Genomic DNA, 17341 nt, shown 5'->3' on the forward strand with positions numbered 1-17341 from the left:
ATAGCATTTTTTAAGCTTTTAGGTTATTAGCATAGATTTATGATAAAATGAAATAGCTAAATAACTTCAATAAATTTATTGACATTTTGTCACCAAAAGGATTTACTGATATGACAACTATTTGTCAATGAGGAGGTATCATGAAAAAACTATTGTCACTTGGTTTAACCGTCGTCTGCTTGGCTACTTTATCTGGTTGTGAAAACATAACCCGAACCATTCGTGGAAATGATTATGTCGATGCTAAGACAGCAGCAAGTTCTTCTGCCGCGCAAGCCAGTGCCAGCGCATCATCATCAAAAGAATACCAAAAAGAGGTTAAAAAAGCTCTTCAGGCAGATGCATCTGCTTTTCCTCAATTATCAACAGAGGTTGCTCAAAATGAAGCTGAAGTCATCATGCATACCTCTAAAGGTGACATTACCATTAAACTCTTTCCAAAATATGCACCACTTGCCGTGGAAAATTTCCTAACTCATGCTAAGAAAGGCTACTACGACGGTCTTCTATTTCACCGCGTAATTTCTGATTTTATGATTCAGTCTGGTGACCCTAAAGGAAACGGTACAGGAGGAGAATCTATCTGGAAAGGCAAAGACAAGAAAATCGATTCTGGTAATGGTTTTGCTAACGAAATCTCACCTTACCTCTATAACATCCGAGGAGCTCTTGCTATGGCAAACGCTGGTGCTGATACCAATGGTAGTCAATTTTTCATCAACCAAAATCCAGCTGACCAATCTAGTCAGCTCTCAAGCGACAGCTATCCAAAAGCAATCATTGACGCTTATACCAAAGGTGGTAACCCAAGCTTAGATAAAAACTATACTGTATTTGGACAAGTTATCGATGGTATGGATGTTGTTGATGCCATCTCTAAAGTAGATACTGATAGCAACGACAAACCAACTAGCGATATTACCATTACTAAGATTGACATTGTCAAAGATTACAACTTTAAATAATCCCTAAAAAATCAAGCTAGGACTTCCTGCCTTGATTTTTTGCTTGTTTTCCTAAAATAATCCTATAATAACAAGCTTTCCACCTCACGGTTAAAAGATTTTTGCTATAATAGAAGAACAGAAAGCGAGATAAGATGACACCAAACAAAGAAGATTATCTAAAATGTATCCATGAACTAGGAGAAACTAAAACTAAGATAACCAATAAACGAATTGCTGCCTTAATGCAAGTTTCAGCACCAGCTGTAACTGAAATGGTCAAAAAAATGATTGCTGAAGGGCTCATCGTTAAAGATAAAGAGGTTGGCTACTACCTGACTAGAAAAGGCTTATTATTAGTCTCACAACTCTATCGTAAGCACCGCCTCATCGAAGTCTTTTTGGCTAACCACCTTCATTACAATGCCGATGAAATCCACCAAGAAGCTGAAGTCCTTGAACACACGGTCTCAACAATCTTCATCGATCGCCTAGAAGAAAAACTCAATTATCCTGAATTTTGTCCTCACGGTGGGACAATTCCTAAAAAAGGCGAACTATTGATTGAAGTTCACAACCAAACACTCAGTCAGATTGAAGAACTTGGCACTTATCAAATCAGCCGTACTCACGACGAAGCTCATTTGTTAAACTACCTTGAAGAACACGGCTTAGCAATTAACGATACTGTTGAATTGGTTAAAGTTGATGACTATGCTAAGACACATACTCTTGCCTATCAATCACGACAACTCGTGATTCCTGAACGAATCGCTGAACAAATTTATATTCAAAAAGTTGACTAAAATTCCATATTAAAAGCCTGAGGCACTTGCCCCAGGCTTTTTCTGACTTAAGCTAATTTTTCAAGGAATGTCATCAAGATTTTTGCTGATTGTTTACCAGCTTCCAAGATGAATTCATCAAATGTAATATTGGCATCATGCGCAGCCGTATCTGACATGGCACGAACAACGATGAATGGTTTGTGCAAATTGTGAGCAGCTTGCGCAATCGCAGCTCCTTCCATTTCAACAGCTTGAACTTCTGGGAAGCGTGCTTTAATCGCATCGATTTTATCTTGCCCAGCAATAAATGAATCACCAGTCGCAATCAAGCCAATTTTGCTATCGATGTTAGCTTCCGTTAACACTTGTTCAAATGTTTTAACAAAGTTTTGGTCTGATTCAAAATAAAGTGGTTGCGCAGCCATTTGACCGTAATCGTAACCAAAAGCTGTCACATCAACGTCGTGGTAGACTAATTTGTCTGCAACAACAACGTCACCGATCTTCAAACCAGGAGCTACTGCACCTGCTGAACCTGTATTAATCACAGCATCAACGCCAAAATGATCAGAAAGAATAGCAACTGACATAGCTGACATCACTTTACCAATACCTGATTGAACAAGAACAACTTGATGGTTGCCTAGCTTACCTTCGTAGTAAGTGTTTCCCAAAACATCGTGTTCTGTTTTGTTATCAAGATTTTCAACAAGAAGTTTTAGTTCTTCTTCCATTGCGGCAATAATTCCAATTTTCATCTCAAAAATACAAGAGCAATACCAACTGTTATTTCCAGAGTTATTCCCCTTGCTTCTCCTTCTAATTTTTATAGATTAAATACTGCGAAAAAGAGTGCAATCAATAAAACAACAACTACAAACATAATCATGTTCAGTTTTCGTTGAAATTTACTTCGTTTCGCATTTTCAATTCGACGACTTTTGTAAACATGCTGATCGTCTCTTTTGCGGTCTTTCCATTTGTCCAAAACTCCTCGAGAGTCTTCATATTCCTCATAAGGATCATAACTAGTCAAGGTATCATATTGGTCAGTTCGGATAACCTTCGTTTCTTCATCATCTTCTAAGTAATTATCGTCATAAAAGATTTCACCACGGTTAGCACGTTCGATTATCTCGTCTGTTAAAAGTGGTCTACCCATTTTTTTATCCTCCAAAATGCAGAGCATAATATTGAAGGGCTATGATTGTTTTAGCATCTTCGATTGCTCCAGATTTGACCAAATCCATGCATTCTTGATAACTTAATTCAAGAATTTCTAAAACTTCATCATCATCTTGTGGTCGTGGATTTGGCACTTTTTGCAAATGAGTTGCTTGATAAAGCTTAATTTTTTCATTGCAAAAACCAATGGCAGTGTAAAACTCATGAATTTGTTTTAACTCGCCAGAGTATCCTGTTTCCTCTTCTAATTCACGCGCAGCGGCATCCTTCTCAGAGCCGTTTTCACCAATTTCGAGCTTACCAGCAGGGATTTCATAAGAAACTTTTTCAATAGCCTTACGATATTGTTTAACCAAAATAATTTTATTCTCATCAGTTACAGCTAAAACAGCAACTGCTCCGCGGTGAAAAATCAATTCACGCTTGGCTTGTCCTAGATCATTTGGTAACTCAACATCATCGACAACAACTTTAATCACATGCCCATCAAAAATCTCTGTTCGCTTGAGCGTTTTTTCTTCAAAATCCATACTAAGCAATCTCCCTTAAAATATTTCCACATTAAATTTTACTACAAAGTCCCAAGAATTGCTATTCCAATACGCTTAAACTGCTGAAATATCCGTGAAATCTACTTAATTTTTCTAAAAAATAGAAAAAGAGGGTGAACTTGTCATCCTCTTTTCAAATGCCAAAAAGTTTAGCAAAAATGATTATTTTTTGTTATTTGGGTGGTGTGGTTTGTTGAGGGCATAACCTGCTTTATTAACTTGACGACCACGTCCAATAGCAAGAGCATCTTTTTCAACATCTTGGTAAATTGTAGAACCAGCTGCTGTAAGAGCATTGTCACCCAAAGTTACTGGAGAAATGATTGTTGAGTTACTTCCAACAAAGACATTATTTCCAATAGTTGTGTTGAATTTGTGTTGTCCGTCGTAGTTAGCAATAATAGTACCAGCTCCGAAGTTAACATCGTGTCCAGTTGTTGTATTTCCAATGTAAGTCAAGTGACCTGCTTTTGTTCCTTTACCAACAGTTGATGATTTCACTTCAACGAAGTTACCAACGTGAACTTTTTCTTCAAGTGTTGAATCAGGACGCACGTGAGCAAATGGACCAATGGTAACACCATCTTTAACCACTGATTTTTCAATCATAGAGTTTGTGATAACCACATTTTCACCGATTGTTGAATCAACAAGGTATGTTCCATTTGTCAAAACAGAACCTGCACCAATTTTTGTATTTCCTTTAAGGGTAACGTTGGCTTCAATCATCACATCTGGAGCAATTTCAACGTCAACATCGATGTAAGTTGCTGCTGGATTTTGGAAAGTAACACCGTTAACCATGTGTTTTTTATTGATGCGACGACGCATGATATCTTCTGCAGTAGAAAGTGCCACGCGGTCATTAACACCAAGACTTTCATCAAAATCATGAAGAACATAAGCACCAACTTTTTCACCAGCGTTACGGAAAATTGAGATAACATCTGTCAAGTAGTACTCACCTTGAGCGTTGTTTGTGTTGATGTTTTTAAGAGCTTCAAACAAACGTTTGTTATCAAAAACGTAAGTTCCTGTATTGATTTCTTTGACTTGGCGTTCAAATTCAGAAGCGTCTTTTTGTTCAACGATTTTAAGCACTTCACCATTTTCGTTGCGGATGATACGTCCGTAACCAAATGGATTTTCAGCTGTTGCAGTTAAGATAGTCGCAACGTTTTTGTGGCTAACGTGGAACTCAATCAATTCTTTCAAGCTTTCACCAGTGATAAGTGGTGTATCACCTGCAATAACAAGTGTTTGCCCTTCAAGACCAGCCAACTCATCTTCTGCCATCATGACAGCATGACCAGTTCCAAGTTGTTCAGTTTGCATGACAAATTCTGATTTGCCAGCTAAAACTTCACGAACCATTTCGGCTTTATGACCAATAACAGTCACATTTTTTTCTGGATTCAAAGCTGATACGGCACGGAAAACGTGTTCTAACATTGTAATGCCAGAAACTTTATGAAGGACCTTAGGAAGGTCAGATTTCATACGTGTTCCTTTACCAGCTGCTAAAATAATTGCGTAATTTGACATGACTATAATTCCTTAAAAAAATAGAGTAGATTTGCAAGTTATGAAAGGAAAATTCCTTACATTAACTTACACAAGCTACTCCATTATATCACATTTATAAGCATTGGGCTCATTTTTATCCGTTAGAGGCTGTTAACAGCTGCTTCTAAAACTTCCATCACCAAACGGCTGTGCTCAAGCGCCAGTTTCATGGCTGTCATATCTTGGTGCTCGATGATGGCTTGGAAAGCCACAAATTCATCATGCATACGGTGATTAAGTGAATTTTCATTAATCATTGTCATGCTTTGACCATTAAGGCTTAACGACAACTCAGGCATACTGTTGGTTGGACCAAGAACGGCAATTGACCCTTTATTTCCTTGAATAGTTGATTTAATATCCGCAGAGCAATCCTTGGCACCAATACAAGCCGCCTTGAAATGACCGTAATCCATAATCAAAATTCCTGAAGTGTCAACACCACGTTCCATATTTGCCAAATATTGCACTCGTTCAGGCTTACCAAACAAACCAACAACCAAATGAATATTGTAAATATTTAAGTCACGAAGAGCTCCGCCACCTTTTGCTGGGTCAAAAGCTGGTGCAATTTCACCACGTTTAAAGGCATCATAACGTGATGAATATTGAGAATAATTGCACTCAACAATCTTAATGTCCCCAAGTTTTGCTAGGTTAGCTTTGACAGAAGCAAAATTGCCAAGGTATTGATTAGTGATAGCTTCAAGCAAGATACGATTTTTTTGCTCTGCAATTTTTGCCAAGTCCTCAAATTCTGCTAAAGTCAGCGTAAATGGCTTTTCACAAATGACGTGTTTGCCAGCCAACAAAGCTTTCTTTGCGTAGTCATAGTGCAGGTGATTAGGAAGGGCAACATAGACCGTGTCCACTTCTGGATTTGCCAAAATGCTTTCGTAATCGCTGCTTGCTTGAGCAATAGCATAAACTTCTGCCAACTCTTGAGCTTTACCAAGGCTACGTGGCGTTGATAAAATAGCCGTTAATTCAATGCCATTGATTTCTTTTAAAACAGGTAAAACTTCATCGACGATTTTCCCTGTTCCTAAAATAGCTAATTTCATGGAGTTCCTCCTCAATGTCTTCTAAGCACAGTTTAACACAAGTTTGTTTCACAAACTGATACTATAACAAGTATTTCTCATACTATCCTTTGGGATAAACCACTTCAAATTCTTCTAAAACAATGCGACTTTGACCGTTAAAAGTCAAACCATAGTCATCATAGTAAGGTTTAAAAAAGTCTTCATGAACTTGCCTCCAGTAAGCAAGAGTTTTATCTCCCTCACCTTCCTTAAAAGCATACTCCTCAGAAACTTCTTCAAAAGCTACCACAGAAACTTTTTTAATCTGAATAATGCAAACCGCTTGGTCTTTGCTATCTAATACCACATCATAGGAGCCAACTTCAGGTAACGGGTCATTGTCAACTGCGTATAAGTCATAGGCTGAGGCAGTAGCTGTTTTTGTTCCATCTAAAACCAATTTCGCTAATAAATCTGGCTGTGCTCCAAACTGCCAAGCATCAATATCATCACCAATTGAGGGATTGATTTGCTTGTATTCATTCCATAGTTCTTGTGCGTTCATGTTTATCTCCTGTTCTTTTCTGTCTTACTTCTTCTTACAATCTGTATGACAGAAATTTCCACTATGGTTTTCTCCTCTTCATTTTGAAGCCTCCTTTTTATGCCTCTACTTCAAACTCCAGCCACCGTCGATTTTGACAATTTCACCTTGCATAGATGTGGCTTTGCCTGATGCTAAAAATTCTGTTAAATCAGCAATTTCTTCAGGATTACTCCAACGTCCGATTGGTGTTTCTTGAGCTACCCAATCAGCCAAGCCACCGGGTTCAAAATCACTAGCTGTCATGGCTGTTTTGACTGCACCTGGTGCAATACCAAAGACTTGAATCTTGTCTTTAGCATAATCAAGTGCCAGCTGGCGCGTAAAGCCAGCCAGAGCGTGCTTACTAGCTGTATAAGCTGCTCCGCCACCACCTGCGATAAATGACGCAATCGAGCACATGTTAATGATAATACCAGATTGTCTTTCAACCATTTTTGCCAAATAATGACGGGTGATTTTAACTGTCGCAAAGAAATTGGTCTGAAAAACACGTTCCAATTCGTCGTCTGATATTTCAAGCAAAGGCTTGTAAGCGTCGAGAATTCCAGCGGTGTTACACAAGATATCCACGTCAGATACAAAATCGTAGAGCGCAGCTAAATCCGTCGTCAAATCTGACTGTAGAAAATGAAAATTATCATCGTGAATCTGAGGCGCTTGCGACTTATCAACGCCGTATACCGCGCAGCCATTTTCCAAAAAAAGTCGCGCTTGAGCAAGCCCAATTCCTGAGCTGACACCTGTGATAAGTACTTTAGTCATGGACTTCGACCCAATCAGTAGCTAGGACGTCACATGGTGTTGGTGACCACATTGAAAAACCTTCGCCCTCGCCTGACACATTGATGAGGAAGTAAGGTGTCACTGGAAGTGCTACGCCATTTTGCTCGATGCTATCAAATAACTGAACGTAGTTTTCTGCTCCGCCCCAACCAGTGCGTACATATTTTTTCTTAGCCTTCAAACCAGGCAAAATTTCTTCAAAAGTCATTTCTCTCTCCTTGATTGTTAATACCACTAGTATACCAAAAAACGAGCGCCTAGGCTCGTTTTGGTTATCGTCTTAAAATTTTCTTGATTAAAGCTACAACTTTATGTAGTAATGGTCTTGGGTAATAACGGAAAGTCCCCATTTTGCGGACAATATAACCATTAAAGTTTTGTTTGAAACGAAGGACGCCATCGCTACCATCAAAAATGCCTTGAATACCAAGAAAAGTATAGAAATTAATGCCACGTTTCAACGCTTCTGTCATCACGTGTTCTTGCAGAGCAACTGGGGCATAGAATTTGTTAAATTCAGTGTAGGAACCACTGAAAAGATAGACTGCTTCTTGTGGTGTGTAAACAAAGAGACTTCCTGCTAAGACTACGTCCTCTGAGCCGTGTTTTTCAATCAAGGCTTTAGCTTCTTTTAGACGAACATCAAATGTCGCAATTTGTTTGTCCAACTGAGCTTTTTGCTTATTAACCTTGGCTGAGTTGACCCCTTCAGCGATTTTTTGATTTAAAACCGCTAACTCATCTGCAATCTTGTCATGACCTGCTTGCACATTTTTGAGATAATCTTGAAAATTAATCGTTGCAATCATGAATTCACAAGAGTCTCCGAAACTATCATAAAAAGCTTCGTAGTAATCCAAAGGTTTGTCCGTGTATTCTCGTCTAGCAGAGGTTGATGCTGTGATTTCTTTAAAAATATGCAATTCATCACGCTCTAGCTTGCGAACCTTGATACCAAACGTATTCGTCTTTTTAGCTAGAGGACGACCTTTTTTACTAAAAGATTTTGTCAGAGTTTCGGGTGTCAACCCTGATAAATCTTTCACATAGTGCCAATCAGGCTCACCACCAGGATAGCCAGTTTGCAGGCCATCATAGTGATAACCAAGCTCCGTCAAACAAGTGATTAACTCAGGCTTTTCATCGTCGTTTGGCTTGCCATGACTATCAAAACTTTGATAAGTATCATAAGGTTTGACAATAAGCTCAAAAGCACCATTTCCCTTAGCATAACGCTTTAATTCCTTATAGAATTCAGAAAGGTAACTTGGATTGGTTGAAGCTGGGCCTGAATTAATTTCCATATGAAGTCCACCAGTCATTGGCATGCTGTAAAGTACACCAGCTACTTGAATAGCCCCATCATCTTCCAAACCTAAAAATGTGATGTCAAAGCCACGTTTTTCAAGCAAATCAGCCATTTGCACCGATTGCATGAAAGAGCGTTCTTTAAAACGTGTGTCTAGTTTTTCATAATCTTCGCGTGATAAGATTTTTAATGTCATTTCTTATTCTCGATTCTAAAAACGTTGTTATTCAATGCGTCAGTAAATTTATCAAATGAAACTTAAGTGAAAATTAACAATCTTTTTTCAGAATTTCCTTTATCTTTTCAATTTTCTTTTCATTTGAGAGCAAGCTAAATACCCAGTTCCTACAGTACAAAACTACTGTGAGAACTGAGTATTTTTAAGTATTTATGCTAATAAAAATTATCCGATTTGGCTTCCGTTTGGTACGCTTGGATCAACTGTAAGAACTGTTAAGTTACCATCATGTTCAGCTGATAGAATCATACCTTGGCTGACAAGTCCCATCATTTTACGTGGTTTCAAGTTTGCAACGATTTGCAATTTTTTACCAACTAATTCTTGTTCATTTGGATAGAATTTCGCAATTCCTGATAGGATTTGACGGTCTTCACCATCACCAGCATCAAGACGGAATTTAAGAAGTTTTTCTGAACCTTCAACTTTAGAAACTTCTTTGACTTCAGCAACACGAATTTCAACTTTGTCAAAGTCATCAAATTTGATAGCTTTCTTTTCGTTTTTAAGTTCTACTTGAGTTGGATCCCATTCTTTTTCTTCTGCGACAACAGCGCCAGCACCCATGTTAGCTTTGATGTAATCAATTTCAGCTTCCATGTCAAGACGTGGGAAGATTGGTGTTCCTTTAGCAACCACTTTAACACCTTCTGGGAAACCTGAAAGTGTAAGGTTTTCAAGATCAAAGTTAGCACCAAGACCAAGTTGTTCCATGATAGCATTTGATGTTGTCATCATGAATGGTTGAATAAGGTGAGCAACCACACGAAGGCTAGCTGCCAAGTGAGCCATTACTGCTGCTAATTCATCACGTTTAGCTTCATCTTTAGCAAGTACCCAAGGAGCTGTTTCATCGATGTATTTGTTAGTACGTGAGATGATACTCCAAACGGCATCAAGAGCGCGTGGATAATCAACAGCGTTCATTTGTTTGTGGTATTCAGTGATTTTTTCAGCGACTAATGCTGCTAAATCAGCGTCAAATTCCGTAACGTTTTCAACGTAAGCAGGAACGTCACCACCAAAGTATTTGTTAATCATGGCAACGGTACGGTTAAGAAGGTTACCAAGGTCATTGGCTAATTCATAGTTGATACGTCCAACGTAATCTTCTGGTGTAAATGTACCGTCTGAACCAACTGGAAGTGAACGCATGAGGTAATAACGAAGTGGGTCAAGTCCGAAACGTTCAACCAACATTTCTGGGTAAACCACATTACCTTTAGATTTAGACATTTTACCGTCTTTCATGACAAACCAACCGTGGGCAATCAAACGTTCAGGCAATTTCATGTCAAGCATCATCAACATAATTGGCCAGTAAATTGAGTGGAAACGAAGAATATCTTTACCAACCATGTGGAAGACTGTTCCATTCCAGAATTTATCAAAGTTTGCGTGATCTTCTTGACCATAACCAAGTGCAGTTGCATAGTTAAGAAGAGCATCAATCCATACGTAAACAACATGTTTTGGATTTGAAGGGACTTTAACACCCCATGTAAATGATGTACGGCTGACAGCCAAATCTTCAAGACCTGGTTCGATGAAGTTTTTGATAATTTCATTCATACGACCATCAGGTTGAATGAAGTCTGGGTGTGCGTGAAAGAATTCTACCAAGCGATCAGCGTATTTTCCAAGACGTAGGAAGTAAGATTCTTCAGAAACCCATTCAACTTCGTGTCCAGAAGGAGCAATACCACCGATGACTTTACCATTTTCATCACGGAAAACTTCTTCCAATTGGCTTTCTGTAAAGAATTCTTCATCTGAAACTGAGTACCAACCAGAATACTCACCTAAATAAATATCATCTTGTGCCAACAATTTTTCAAAAACTTCGGCAACAACTTTTTCGTGGTAATCATCAGTTGTACGGATGAATTTATCGTATGAGATATCAAGCATTTCCCAAAGTTTTTTAACATCAGCAGCCATACCATCAACGTAAGCTTGTGGTGTGATACCTGCTTCTTCAGCTTTTTGTTGGATTTTTTGACCGTGTTCGTCAAGCCCTGTCAAATAAAAGACATCATAGTTCATCATACGTTTGTAACGTGCTAAAACGTCACAAGCGATTGTTGTATAAGCTGAACCAATGTGAAGCTTACCTGATGGGTAGTAAATTGGTGTTGTAATGTAAAATGGTTGTTTACTAGTCATTTTCTTTCCTTTCAAATAGGAGCTAATGAAACTCCCTTATTGATAACACCTAATTATAACATAAATTTATAGCTGATTATAGGTTAAATGGTCAGGCAATACGAAAAAATCGTATTCAAAAGAGCTTGGATTTTTCATTCCAAACTCTTCGCTGTTTATTTTTGATTAGTTACTTCAAATTTCGTTAAGTAATTATCATCTTGAAGTTCACCTTTAAATTCATCCCCAACAGCAAGGAAAGGAAGTTTATCTGTTGTATCAGTCGTTGCTTTAACTTTATAAATCTCTCCTGATGATGAGATGTAGTAAACTGTTGAGCCTGAAATCATTTGGCTGGCTAATTTATCCACCACTCCAGTGATTACTTTGATTTTTTTGGCTTCGCCAGAATTGTCAGCAACACCAGACAAAGCTGAAGTATCTGAATCCGTGAATTTAGCAATCAAAGTCTCGATATCATTATCAACGGTCACTTGTTGGTAATCTTCTGCATCAACGATAGCGTAAGATTTAACCAAACCAGCAGCATCTTTCAAAGATACAAGATAATAAGCTTTGCCATCTAATTTTACCAAGGTTGGAGCTGTTGCTTCATAATGTTTTTCTTGCACTTCTCCTTCGGCTGATTCTTGGGCTGCTGTTTCTGTTGCTGAAGCTAACTTATAATTTGTCACTTCACGAGTACGCATGTTGACCAAGATAAAGCCAAGGTTTGAAGAATCAGCAGTAGCCGATGTGATACCTGTGTAAAGGTAAATATCAGAACCAATTGAAATGTAGTTATAACTATCGGTTGTCTTTTTCACACCTGTTTGGCTAAAGACAGTATTCCAAAAACCTTTTTGATAAGTGTAATAATCATCAACACGGCTAATCACATTATTAGCAGAAAAGACGCGGTCAACCCATTTTGGAACATCTTTAAGGTCATAACGTTTGGTTTCACCTGTGACTGCATTGAGCAAAATCGCTCCTGTTGGGTCGTTAGATGTCAACATGAACTTAGGTTTATAAGTTGTTGCGACGTAGTAAGGATTGCCTTTATCATCAACTTCAAACGATGGGTCACCAAAAATCACTGTTGGGTATTTTAGGCGTAAATAGCGGAGCGTATCATTGAAGAAGTATTCAGAATCAGAATATTTCATTCCTTTATCGAGTTTAACTAGCTCTGCTTTACCAGTTGTTTGGTTGACTTTGACATAGTAGCCAATTCCGTCTTTGTGGTTAGAGAACCATTTCCAGAAAGATTTGTATTCAAGAGGTGAGACTCGGTAAGGTTGCTCACCAATGGTCACTTGACGATAATCATCTGAAATGCCAAATTGTGAAACTTTATCAATCGTTCCAAGGTAAGTGTCACCAATTTTCTTAGCTGATGAACGGTCAAGCAAAGCCAAGTGAGAAATATCAGTCTCTGGGAAGTCAGAAGCAAAATCAGCATCTTTGACCTTGATTACATTAGCATAACTTTTTGCTCTAAACAAACGAGAGTTTAAAAAAGTTGACGCACCAAGAATAAGTAAAATCGCCGCAATAGCAAAGCTGATAGCTGACAAAGCTTTTCCAAAAGTAGGTCTTGGCGCTGAAACCACTTTTCTAGCACGACTACCTGGCATTTGGAAAGTCACTTGTTGGACTTTGCCACCAAGAGACAACAAAGCAAGACCACCAAAAGCCAAAGCCAAGCCCTCTAAAACAAAAAGCCAAAATGCTACGCTAAAAATATTAATGGGCGGTAAAAAAATCCAATAGCTGATTAGCATTACTAAAAACCATAAAGCAATTAACCAATAGGATACCGTCTTTTTCATCACAATATCTCCTTTAATTTTGTTCTATCATTATAACACAATTAAACAATTTTACAGCTAAAAAACTAGGCAAGTCAGTTTTTAGGCTTTTCGACTAAGAAGAAAAGAGTAAATCATCGGCGCAATAATCATAATAGCAATGGCTACTCCCATCACATAAGGCATAGCCACCTGAACAAAACTCTCAAGCAAGATAAGCAAACCACCAAGCACCCAAAGTTTACCTGCCATGCGGTGTGTCTTATGCCAATTTTTGTCATCAGACAATGTCCAAGGAATGCGAATACCGATGGTATGATTGCGATGTGTTTTTGGCAAATAATTTCCGAGGATTATAAAAATAATCCCCAAAAAAGCCGTCACAAGAGTCGGACTACTCTTCACCCAGCCAAGAGCATTCGCATAAATTGACCCTTGAACAATGAAACTTAAAGCTGGAACAATCCAAGCATAGAGCTTTCTCATTTTAGCAGTAACCGTTACTTTCACAGACTCCCTTTCAAGTGAGGCTAAAGCGATGATCTGAAAAAGCACAAATAAAATTGGGAAAGCAACAAGGGTAAAAAGCTTGCTACTATAGCCATCAGCTTGCCCATCAATTCCAAAATGGGTTGGTATTTGCTCTGGCAAAGCTTTCCAGAAAAATGCCCCAATCAAAGCTGGCAAAACAATCACAAAACTTGTTAATATAAGTTGTTTTTTATTCATTTTCATCTCCTGATCTCTCCTTTAAATCTGCAAGCCAAGTCATAATATCTTCCAAAACAGAAGTACATAACTCATAGTAAATAAAATTCTTCTCACGCCTTTCAACCACTAAACCTGCTTTTTTCAAAATGCTCAGATGATGCGAAATAGTTGCCCCAGCAAGATCGAAATGACTAGCAATTTCACCAGCTGTCAAAGATTTTTCCTTTAATAAGGTCAAAATCTCTCGGCGAATAGGATGAGAAAGTGCCTTGAATGTCTCTGCAAATACCATAACAATCCTCTACTTATCTAAAAAACTATTTAGATTTTTTTCTAAATAGATTATATTCCTTTAAAAAAACAATCACAAGAAAAAAGCATTAAAATCGCATGCTAGTTCATTTTTTGCTAAAATAGAAACTAACGATTAAACTTTAGAAAGAAGAAAAAAAGCTTTGTTCACCCAAGGCTTTGGGATAAGAATATGAAACTCATTTCATGGAATATTGACTCAATCAATGCTGCTTTAACTAGTGATTCAGCCAGAGCTGTTCTTTCACGCGCCGTCATTGATACTTTGGTAGCTGAAGACGCTGACATTATCGCTATCCAAGAAACAAAACTCTCAGCAAAAGGACCTACCAAAAAGCACCTTCAAATTTTGAATGACTACTTCCCAGATTATGACATTTCTTGGCGTTCTTCCGTTGAACCAGCTAGAAAGGGCTACGCTGGGACAATGTTCCTTTATAAAAAAGGGTTAACACCAGAAATCTCTTTTCCAGAAATCGGTGCCCCCGATACTATGGATAGTGAAGGTCGCATTATCACGCTTGAATTCGATAACTTTTACGTCACTCAAGTTTACACACCAAATGCTGGCGACGGGCTTAAACGCTTAGCTGAACGTCAACTTTGGGATGAAAAATACGCCCAATACCTAGCTGAACTTGACCAAAAGAAACCTGTTCTAGCTACTGGTGACTACAACGTTGCCCACCAAGAAATCGACCTTGCCAATCCAAATTCAAACCGCCGTTCTGCTGGATTTACCGATGAAGAACGTGCTGGCTTTACTAACTTGCTGGCTAAAGGGTTCACAGATACTTTCCGTCACCTTCATGGTAACATTCCAAACGTATACAGCTGGTGGGCACAACGTAGTAAGACAAGTAAGATTAATAACACTGGTTGGCGCATTGACTACTGGCTCACTTCAAACCGCATTGCAGATAAAGTAACAAAATCAGAAATGATTGACTCAGGCGCACGCCAAGACCACACACCAATTATCTTGGAAATTGATTTATAAGTAGTGTCATTTACAGGTTCAGCTGCCCACTGGACTTGACTCGCTTTTCTATTTCTCGGCTCGTGAAAAAACAGTCCACTGGACTGTTTTTTTACTCAACTCCTTTTAAAGCTTCAACCATATTAATGGTTTTAATTTTATGGCTGATAATGAGGGTTGTGACTGCAGATGTCACCCAGACTAGGACACTGGCAATCAAAAGAACTTGCCAAGTGATGTAGGCTGTGTACTCAATACGAATGGTTGAGAAGGTAGCCACATAGCATCTCAAGAACCAGATTCCCATTGGAATTCCCAGAAGCCAACCAATTGATGTTGTCATGAGATTTTCAATCATGGTAATCAATTGCAAATTTTTCTTAGAAAACCCAAGGACTTGAAGCGTTGCATAATCACGCATCCGTTCGACAAAATTCAGAGAACCAAGGTTATAGAGAACAACAATAACAAGTAGCAATGCAAAGCCGATAATCATCAAGAAGACACTCATCAAACTATTCACAAAATCATAAGCATTCTTTTCTTGATCTGATTTATTAATGACCGATAAGATATTTTGGTCATTTTTGATATCATCTTTTGACACGTTCTTATCCACCAACAAGGTTTGCGGATTAAATTTACCACCAGCTGCCTCAAAAGTTTCTGACCTGATGTAGGCTCCTTGGTTAGTCTCACTTGTGACAATTCCTTTAACTTCAAATGAATAAGATTTACCGTCTTGATAAGGAGTTACTTTCAGAGTTTCTCCTTTTTTGATTCCAGCTAATTCCGCAAAACGATTGGTAACATAAATACCGCCTTTTTCAATTGATTTATTGTCAGCAGTCCTTGCATTAACAAAATCACCATCACTAACAATAATCAAGAGGCGATTATAACCATCATCTTTTGAAAAATGAGCTCGGTTAATTTGTACCCCTTGACCTTGATAAGTTTTAGCTGCTTGATTGTAATTAGCAACCGTCAAGCGTTTAGCGTATGAAAAATCAGTATTATAAGCTTTATCCACCAAATGATTCATTGAAATCGGCATACCGACACCTGCAATCAAAAGCATCATACTTCCAGCAACACCGACAATTCCCATAAGTACCCTCACCCTGTTAATGAAGGCATCACGAATTGCCCATTTGGTTTCATCAGAAATACGATTCCAAAAAAGAGGAACTTTTTCAAGAAATACGTGGTGAACTTTCTTCGTTTTCCCTCGTAAGAAAACAGCTGGCAATCCCTTAATCACCTGACGAGATGCCAAATAAGCTGACAAGGTACAAATAAAGATGACAAGCAAAATGACAACCAACGATGACCACGAATAAGCAATCTGCCAATGTGGCAAGGTAAACATCGTCTTTTGGGTCTCAAGCACAAAAAGCGACATCAAAGGAGAGATAGCTGCGCCAGCCAAAGCTCCAAAACTTCCAACTAATAAGCCAAAAGAAATATAATGCCAAGTGATTTGCCCATTTGAATAGCCCAAAGCTTTAATGACTGCAATTTCTTTGGTTTGACTTTCAATCAGGCGTCGAATGGTCGTAAACATGGCAAGAATTGCTAAAAGGATAAAAATGAAGGAGAAAAGATAAGACAGATTTCGAATTTGTCCAACACGACCAGTCGCTTCTGACACTTCTGTCAAAGTTTTCTGGTTATCGTAAGAAAGCAAATGTTCCCCTAAAATCTCTTCAATATCGTGTCTAATATCATCCTTTTTTGCATAAATGTCAAGAGCATTGTAAGTTGTGTGACCTCTAGTCATCTTGGCTAAGGCTTTTTCTGACACATAACCATAAGCATAGTTCTTAGAATTTGGTGCTAAATATTCAATACTTCCCGTAAAATAAATCTTATCTGCTGACTCAACCAAACCTTTAATCGGAAAATGAACGGTTTGATTAGCAATCACAAGAGTTACGTCATCATCAAGCTTCAAATGATTTTTTTCCGCAAAATTTCTATCTAACCAAATGCCTTCAGAATCATTATCAAAGTTTTTCCCTTTATCAACAGTAATCACTTTTTTAGCCGATTCATCAAACGATTCTAACGTTAGATACTTTTCTGAATCACTCTTAAGATCAACCTTAGCTAGAAGCTTTGTCTTGGCATCAACCCTTTCCACAGAAGGTAAAGCTTTGATGCCTTTCATTTGATTGTTGCTAATAGCATCCGCTTGAAGCCAAACCGTAGGCAGGTGCGAATCTGAGATAAAAGTATCTAAACTTTTCTCCAAACCATGCCAAGCCCCCTGTAAACCAACAAAAATCAGCACACTTAACAAGGACATCAAAAACACTGAAAAGAATTGTTGCCAATGACGTCTGATATCCCGTCTGAGTTTTAAATTAAGATATTTCATC

The 17341-nt window shown here is 38.3% G+C and carries 17 protein-coding genes; 3 read left to right on the plus strand and 14 right to left on the minus strand.

Translation table 11 applies throughout. The features are described from left to right. Positions 1 to 140 precede the first annotated feature (140 nt). Together E0E02_RS00415 and E0E02_RS00420 are read left to right on the plus strand one after the other, a co-directional pair. Positions 141 to 965, plus strand: a complete 825-nt coding sequence (locus tag E0E02_RS00415; protein WP_133017525.1) for a peptidylprolyl isomerase — start codon at positions 141 to 143, stop codon at positions 963 to 965. A 134-nt stretch (positions 966 to 1099) separates the two neighbouring features. Continuing rightward, positions 1100 to 1750, plus strand: coding sequence for a metal-dependent transcriptional regulator (locus E0E02_RS00420; RefSeq protein WP_074626336.1), 651 nt, complete (start codon positions 1100 to 1102; stop codon positions 1748 to 1750). 47 nt (positions 1751 to 1797) lie between these two features. On the opposite strand, the gene E0E02_RS00425 is transcribed toward E0E02_RS00420, so the two are convergent. The 13 genes from E0E02_RS00425 to E0E02_RS00485 all read right to left on the minus strand — a co-directional run bounded on the left by E0E02_RS00425 (position 1798) and on the right by E0E02_RS00485 (position 13958). Then, positions 1798 to 2490, minus strand: a complete 693-nt coding sequence (locus E0E02_RS00425; RefSeq protein WP_133017526.1) for a 5'-methylthioadenosine/adenosylhomocysteine nucleosidase — start codon at positions 2488 to 2490, stop codon at positions 1798 to 1800. A gap of 68 nt (positions 2491 to 2558) precedes the next feature. Continuing rightward, complete coding sequence (gene macP, locus E0E02_RS00430) at positions 2559 to 2894, minus strand: cell wall synthase accessory phosphoprotein MacP (RefSeq protein WP_133017527.1); 336 nt, start codon at positions 2892 to 2894, stop codon at positions 2559 to 2561. A gap of 4 nt (positions 2895 to 2898) precedes the next feature. After that, entirely contained in the window at positions 2899 to 3447 is a 549-nt protein-coding gene (locus E0E02_RS00435) for an NUDIX hydrolase (protein WP_133017528.1), read from the minus strand. 183 nt (positions 3448 to 3630) lie between these two features. After that, positions 3631 to 5013: a bifunctional UDP-N-acetylglucosamine diphosphorylase/glucosamine-1-phosphate N-acetyltransferase GlmU gene (gene glmU, locus E0E02_RS00440; RefSeq protein WP_074602604.1), complete on the minus strand. Its 1383-nt coding sequence runs from the start codon at positions 5011 to 5013 to the stop codon at positions 3631 to 3633. A 122-nt stretch (positions 5014 to 5135) separates the two neighbouring features. Beyond that, positions 5136 to 6098 (minus strand): Gfo/Idh/MocA family oxidoreductase, encoded by a 963-nt coding sequence (locus E0E02_RS00445; RefSeq protein WP_133017529.1) that lies wholly within the window; start codon positions 6096 to 6098, stop codon positions 5136 to 5138. A gap of 82 nt (positions 6099 to 6180) precedes the next feature. Continuing rightward, positions 6181 to 6624, minus strand: a complete 444-nt coding sequence (locus E0E02_RS00450) for an ASCH domain-containing protein (RefSeq protein ID WP_133017530.1) — start codon at positions 6622 to 6624, stop codon at positions 6181 to 6183. Positions 6625 to 6729: 105 nt separating this feature from the next. Then, on the minus strand, positions 6730 to 7428 hold the full coding sequence (locus tag E0E02_RS00455; RefSeq protein ID WP_133017531.1) for a 3-oxoacyl-ACP reductase: 699 nt from the start codon (positions 7426 to 7428) through the stop codon (positions 6730 to 6732). Next, a complete protein-coding gene (locus tag E0E02_RS00460; protein WP_004232906.1) occupies positions 7421 to 7657 on the minus strand; it encodes a DUF2829 domain-containing protein in 237 nt (78 codons plus the stop codon). Before E0E02_RS00460 ends, E0E02_RS00455 begins: the two co-directional genes overlap by 8 nt. Before the next feature lie 64 nt (positions 7658 to 7721). Beyond that, positions 7722 to 8954, minus strand: a complete 1233-nt coding sequence (locus E0E02_RS00465) for an aminoacyltransferase (RefSeq protein ID WP_133017532.1) — start codon at positions 8952 to 8954, stop codon at positions 7722 to 7724. A 207-nt stretch (positions 8955 to 9161) separates the two neighbouring features. Next, positions 9162 to 11162, minus strand: a complete 2001-nt coding sequence (gene metG, locus E0E02_RS00470) for a methionine--tRNA ligase (RefSeq protein WP_133017533.1) — start codon at positions 11160 to 11162, stop codon at positions 9162 to 9164. Between the two features lie 155 nt (positions 11163 to 11317). Further along, entirely contained in the window at positions 11318 to 12976 is a 1659-nt protein-coding gene (locus E0E02_RS00475; protein WP_133017534.1) for a hypothetical protein, read from the minus strand. 81 nt (positions 12977 to 13057) lie between these two features. After that, positions 13058 to 13684 (minus strand): SdpI family protein, encoded by a 627-nt coding sequence (locus tag E0E02_RS00480; protein ID WP_240789002.1) that lies wholly within the window; start codon positions 13682 to 13684, stop codon positions 13058 to 13060. Next, complete coding sequence (locus tag E0E02_RS00485) at positions 13677 to 13958, minus strand: autorepressor SdpR family transcription factor (RefSeq protein ID WP_074965098.1); 282 nt, start codon at positions 13956 to 13958, stop codon at positions 13677 to 13679. The genes E0E02_RS00480 and E0E02_RS00485 overlap by 8 nt, the downstream gene beginning before the upstream one ends. A gap of 192 nt (positions 13959 to 14150) precedes the next feature. On the opposite strand from E0E02_RS00485, the gene E0E02_RS00490 reads away from it, so the two are divergent. Then, entirely contained in the window at positions 14151 to 14978 is an 828-nt protein-coding gene (locus E0E02_RS00490) for an exodeoxyribonuclease III (protein ID WP_133017536.1), read from the plus strand. Positions 14979 to 15069: 91 nt separating this feature from the next. Here the strand turns inward: E0E02_RS00490 and E0E02_RS00495 are convergent, their stop codons facing one another. Then, the gene (locus E0E02_RS00495) at positions 15070 to 17340 is read right to left on the minus strand and encodes an ABC transporter permease (RefSeq protein ID WP_133017599.1); all 2271 of its coding nucleotides are present in this window, start codon (positions 17338 to 17340) and stop codon (positions 15070 to 15072) included. Position 17341: the final 1 nt, after the last annotated feature.

The sequence above is a fragment of the Streptococcus sp. KCJ4932 genome, assembly GCF_004352745.1.
Taxonomy (GTDB): Bacteria; Bacillota; Bacilli; order Lactobacillales; family Streptococcaceae; genus Streptococcus; species Streptococcus ruminicola.

Excerpts from the sequence above, each read along its gene's own strand:
- glmU (WP_074602604.1), bottom strand. The coding sequence starts at position 5,013 with ATGTCAAATTACGCAATTATTTTAGCAGCTGGTAAAGGAACACGTATG.
- macP (WP_133017527.1), bottom strand. The coding sequence starts at position 2,894 with ATGGGTAGACCACTTTTAACAGACGAGATAATCGAACGTGCTAACCGT.
- E0E02_RS00460 (WP_004232906.1), bottom strand. The coding sequence starts at position 7,657 with ATGACTTTTGAAGAAATTTTGCCTGGTTTGAAGGCTAAGAAAAAATAT.
- E0E02_RS00465 (WP_133017532.1), bottom strand. The coding sequence starts at position 8,954 with ATGACATTAAAAATCTTATCACGCGAAGATTATGAAAAACTAGACACA.
- E0E02_RS00420 (WP_074626336.1), top strand. The coding sequence starts at position 1,100 with ATGACACCAAACAAAGAAGATTATCTAAAATGTATCCATGAACTAGGA.
- E0E02_RS00490 (WP_133017536.1), top strand. The coding sequence starts at position 14,151 with ATGAAACTCATTTCATGGAATATTGACTCAATCAATGCTGCTTTAACT.
- E0E02_RS00445 (WP_133017529.1), bottom strand. The coding sequence starts at position 6,098 with ATGAAATTAGCTATTTTAGGAACAGGGAAAATCGTCGATGAAGTTTTA.
- metG (WP_133017533.1), bottom strand. The coding sequence starts at position 11,162 with ATGACTAGTAAACAACCATTTTACATTACAACACCAATTTACTACCCA.
- E0E02_RS00480 (WP_240789002.1), bottom strand. The coding sequence starts at position 13,684 with ATGAATAAAAAACAACTTATATTAACAAGTTTTGTGATTGTTTTGCCA.
- E0E02_RS00495 (WP_133017599.1), bottom strand. The coding sequence starts at position 17,340 with ATGAAATATCTTAATTTAAAACTCAGACGGGATATCAGACGTCATTGG.
- E0E02_RS00475 (WP_133017534.1), bottom strand. The coding sequence starts at position 12,976 with ATGAAAAAGACGGTATCCTATTGGTTAATTGCTTTATGGTTTTTAGTA.
- E0E02_RS00450 (WP_133017530.1), bottom strand. The coding sequence starts at position 6,624 with ATGAACGCACAAGAACTATGGAATGAATACAAGCAAATCAATCCCTCA.
- E0E02_RS00455 (WP_133017531.1), bottom strand. The coding sequence starts at position 7,428 with ATGACTAAAGTACTTATCACAGGTGTCAGCTCAGGAATTGGGCTTGCT.
- E0E02_RS00485 (WP_074965098.1), bottom strand. The coding sequence starts at position 13,958 with ATGGTATTTGCAGAGACATTCAAGGCACTTTCTCATCCTATTCGCCGA.
- E0E02_RS00425 (WP_133017526.1), bottom strand. The coding sequence starts at position 2,490 with ATGAAAATTGGAATTATTGCCGCAATGGAAGAAGAACTAAAACTTCTT.
- E0E02_RS00435 (WP_133017528.1), bottom strand. The coding sequence starts at position 3,447 with ATGGATTTTGAAGAAAAAACGCTCAAGCGAACAGAGATTTTTGATGGG.
- E0E02_RS00415 (WP_133017525.1), top strand. The coding sequence starts at position 141 with ATGAAAAAACTATTGTCACTTGGTTTAACCGTCGTCTGCTTGGCTACT.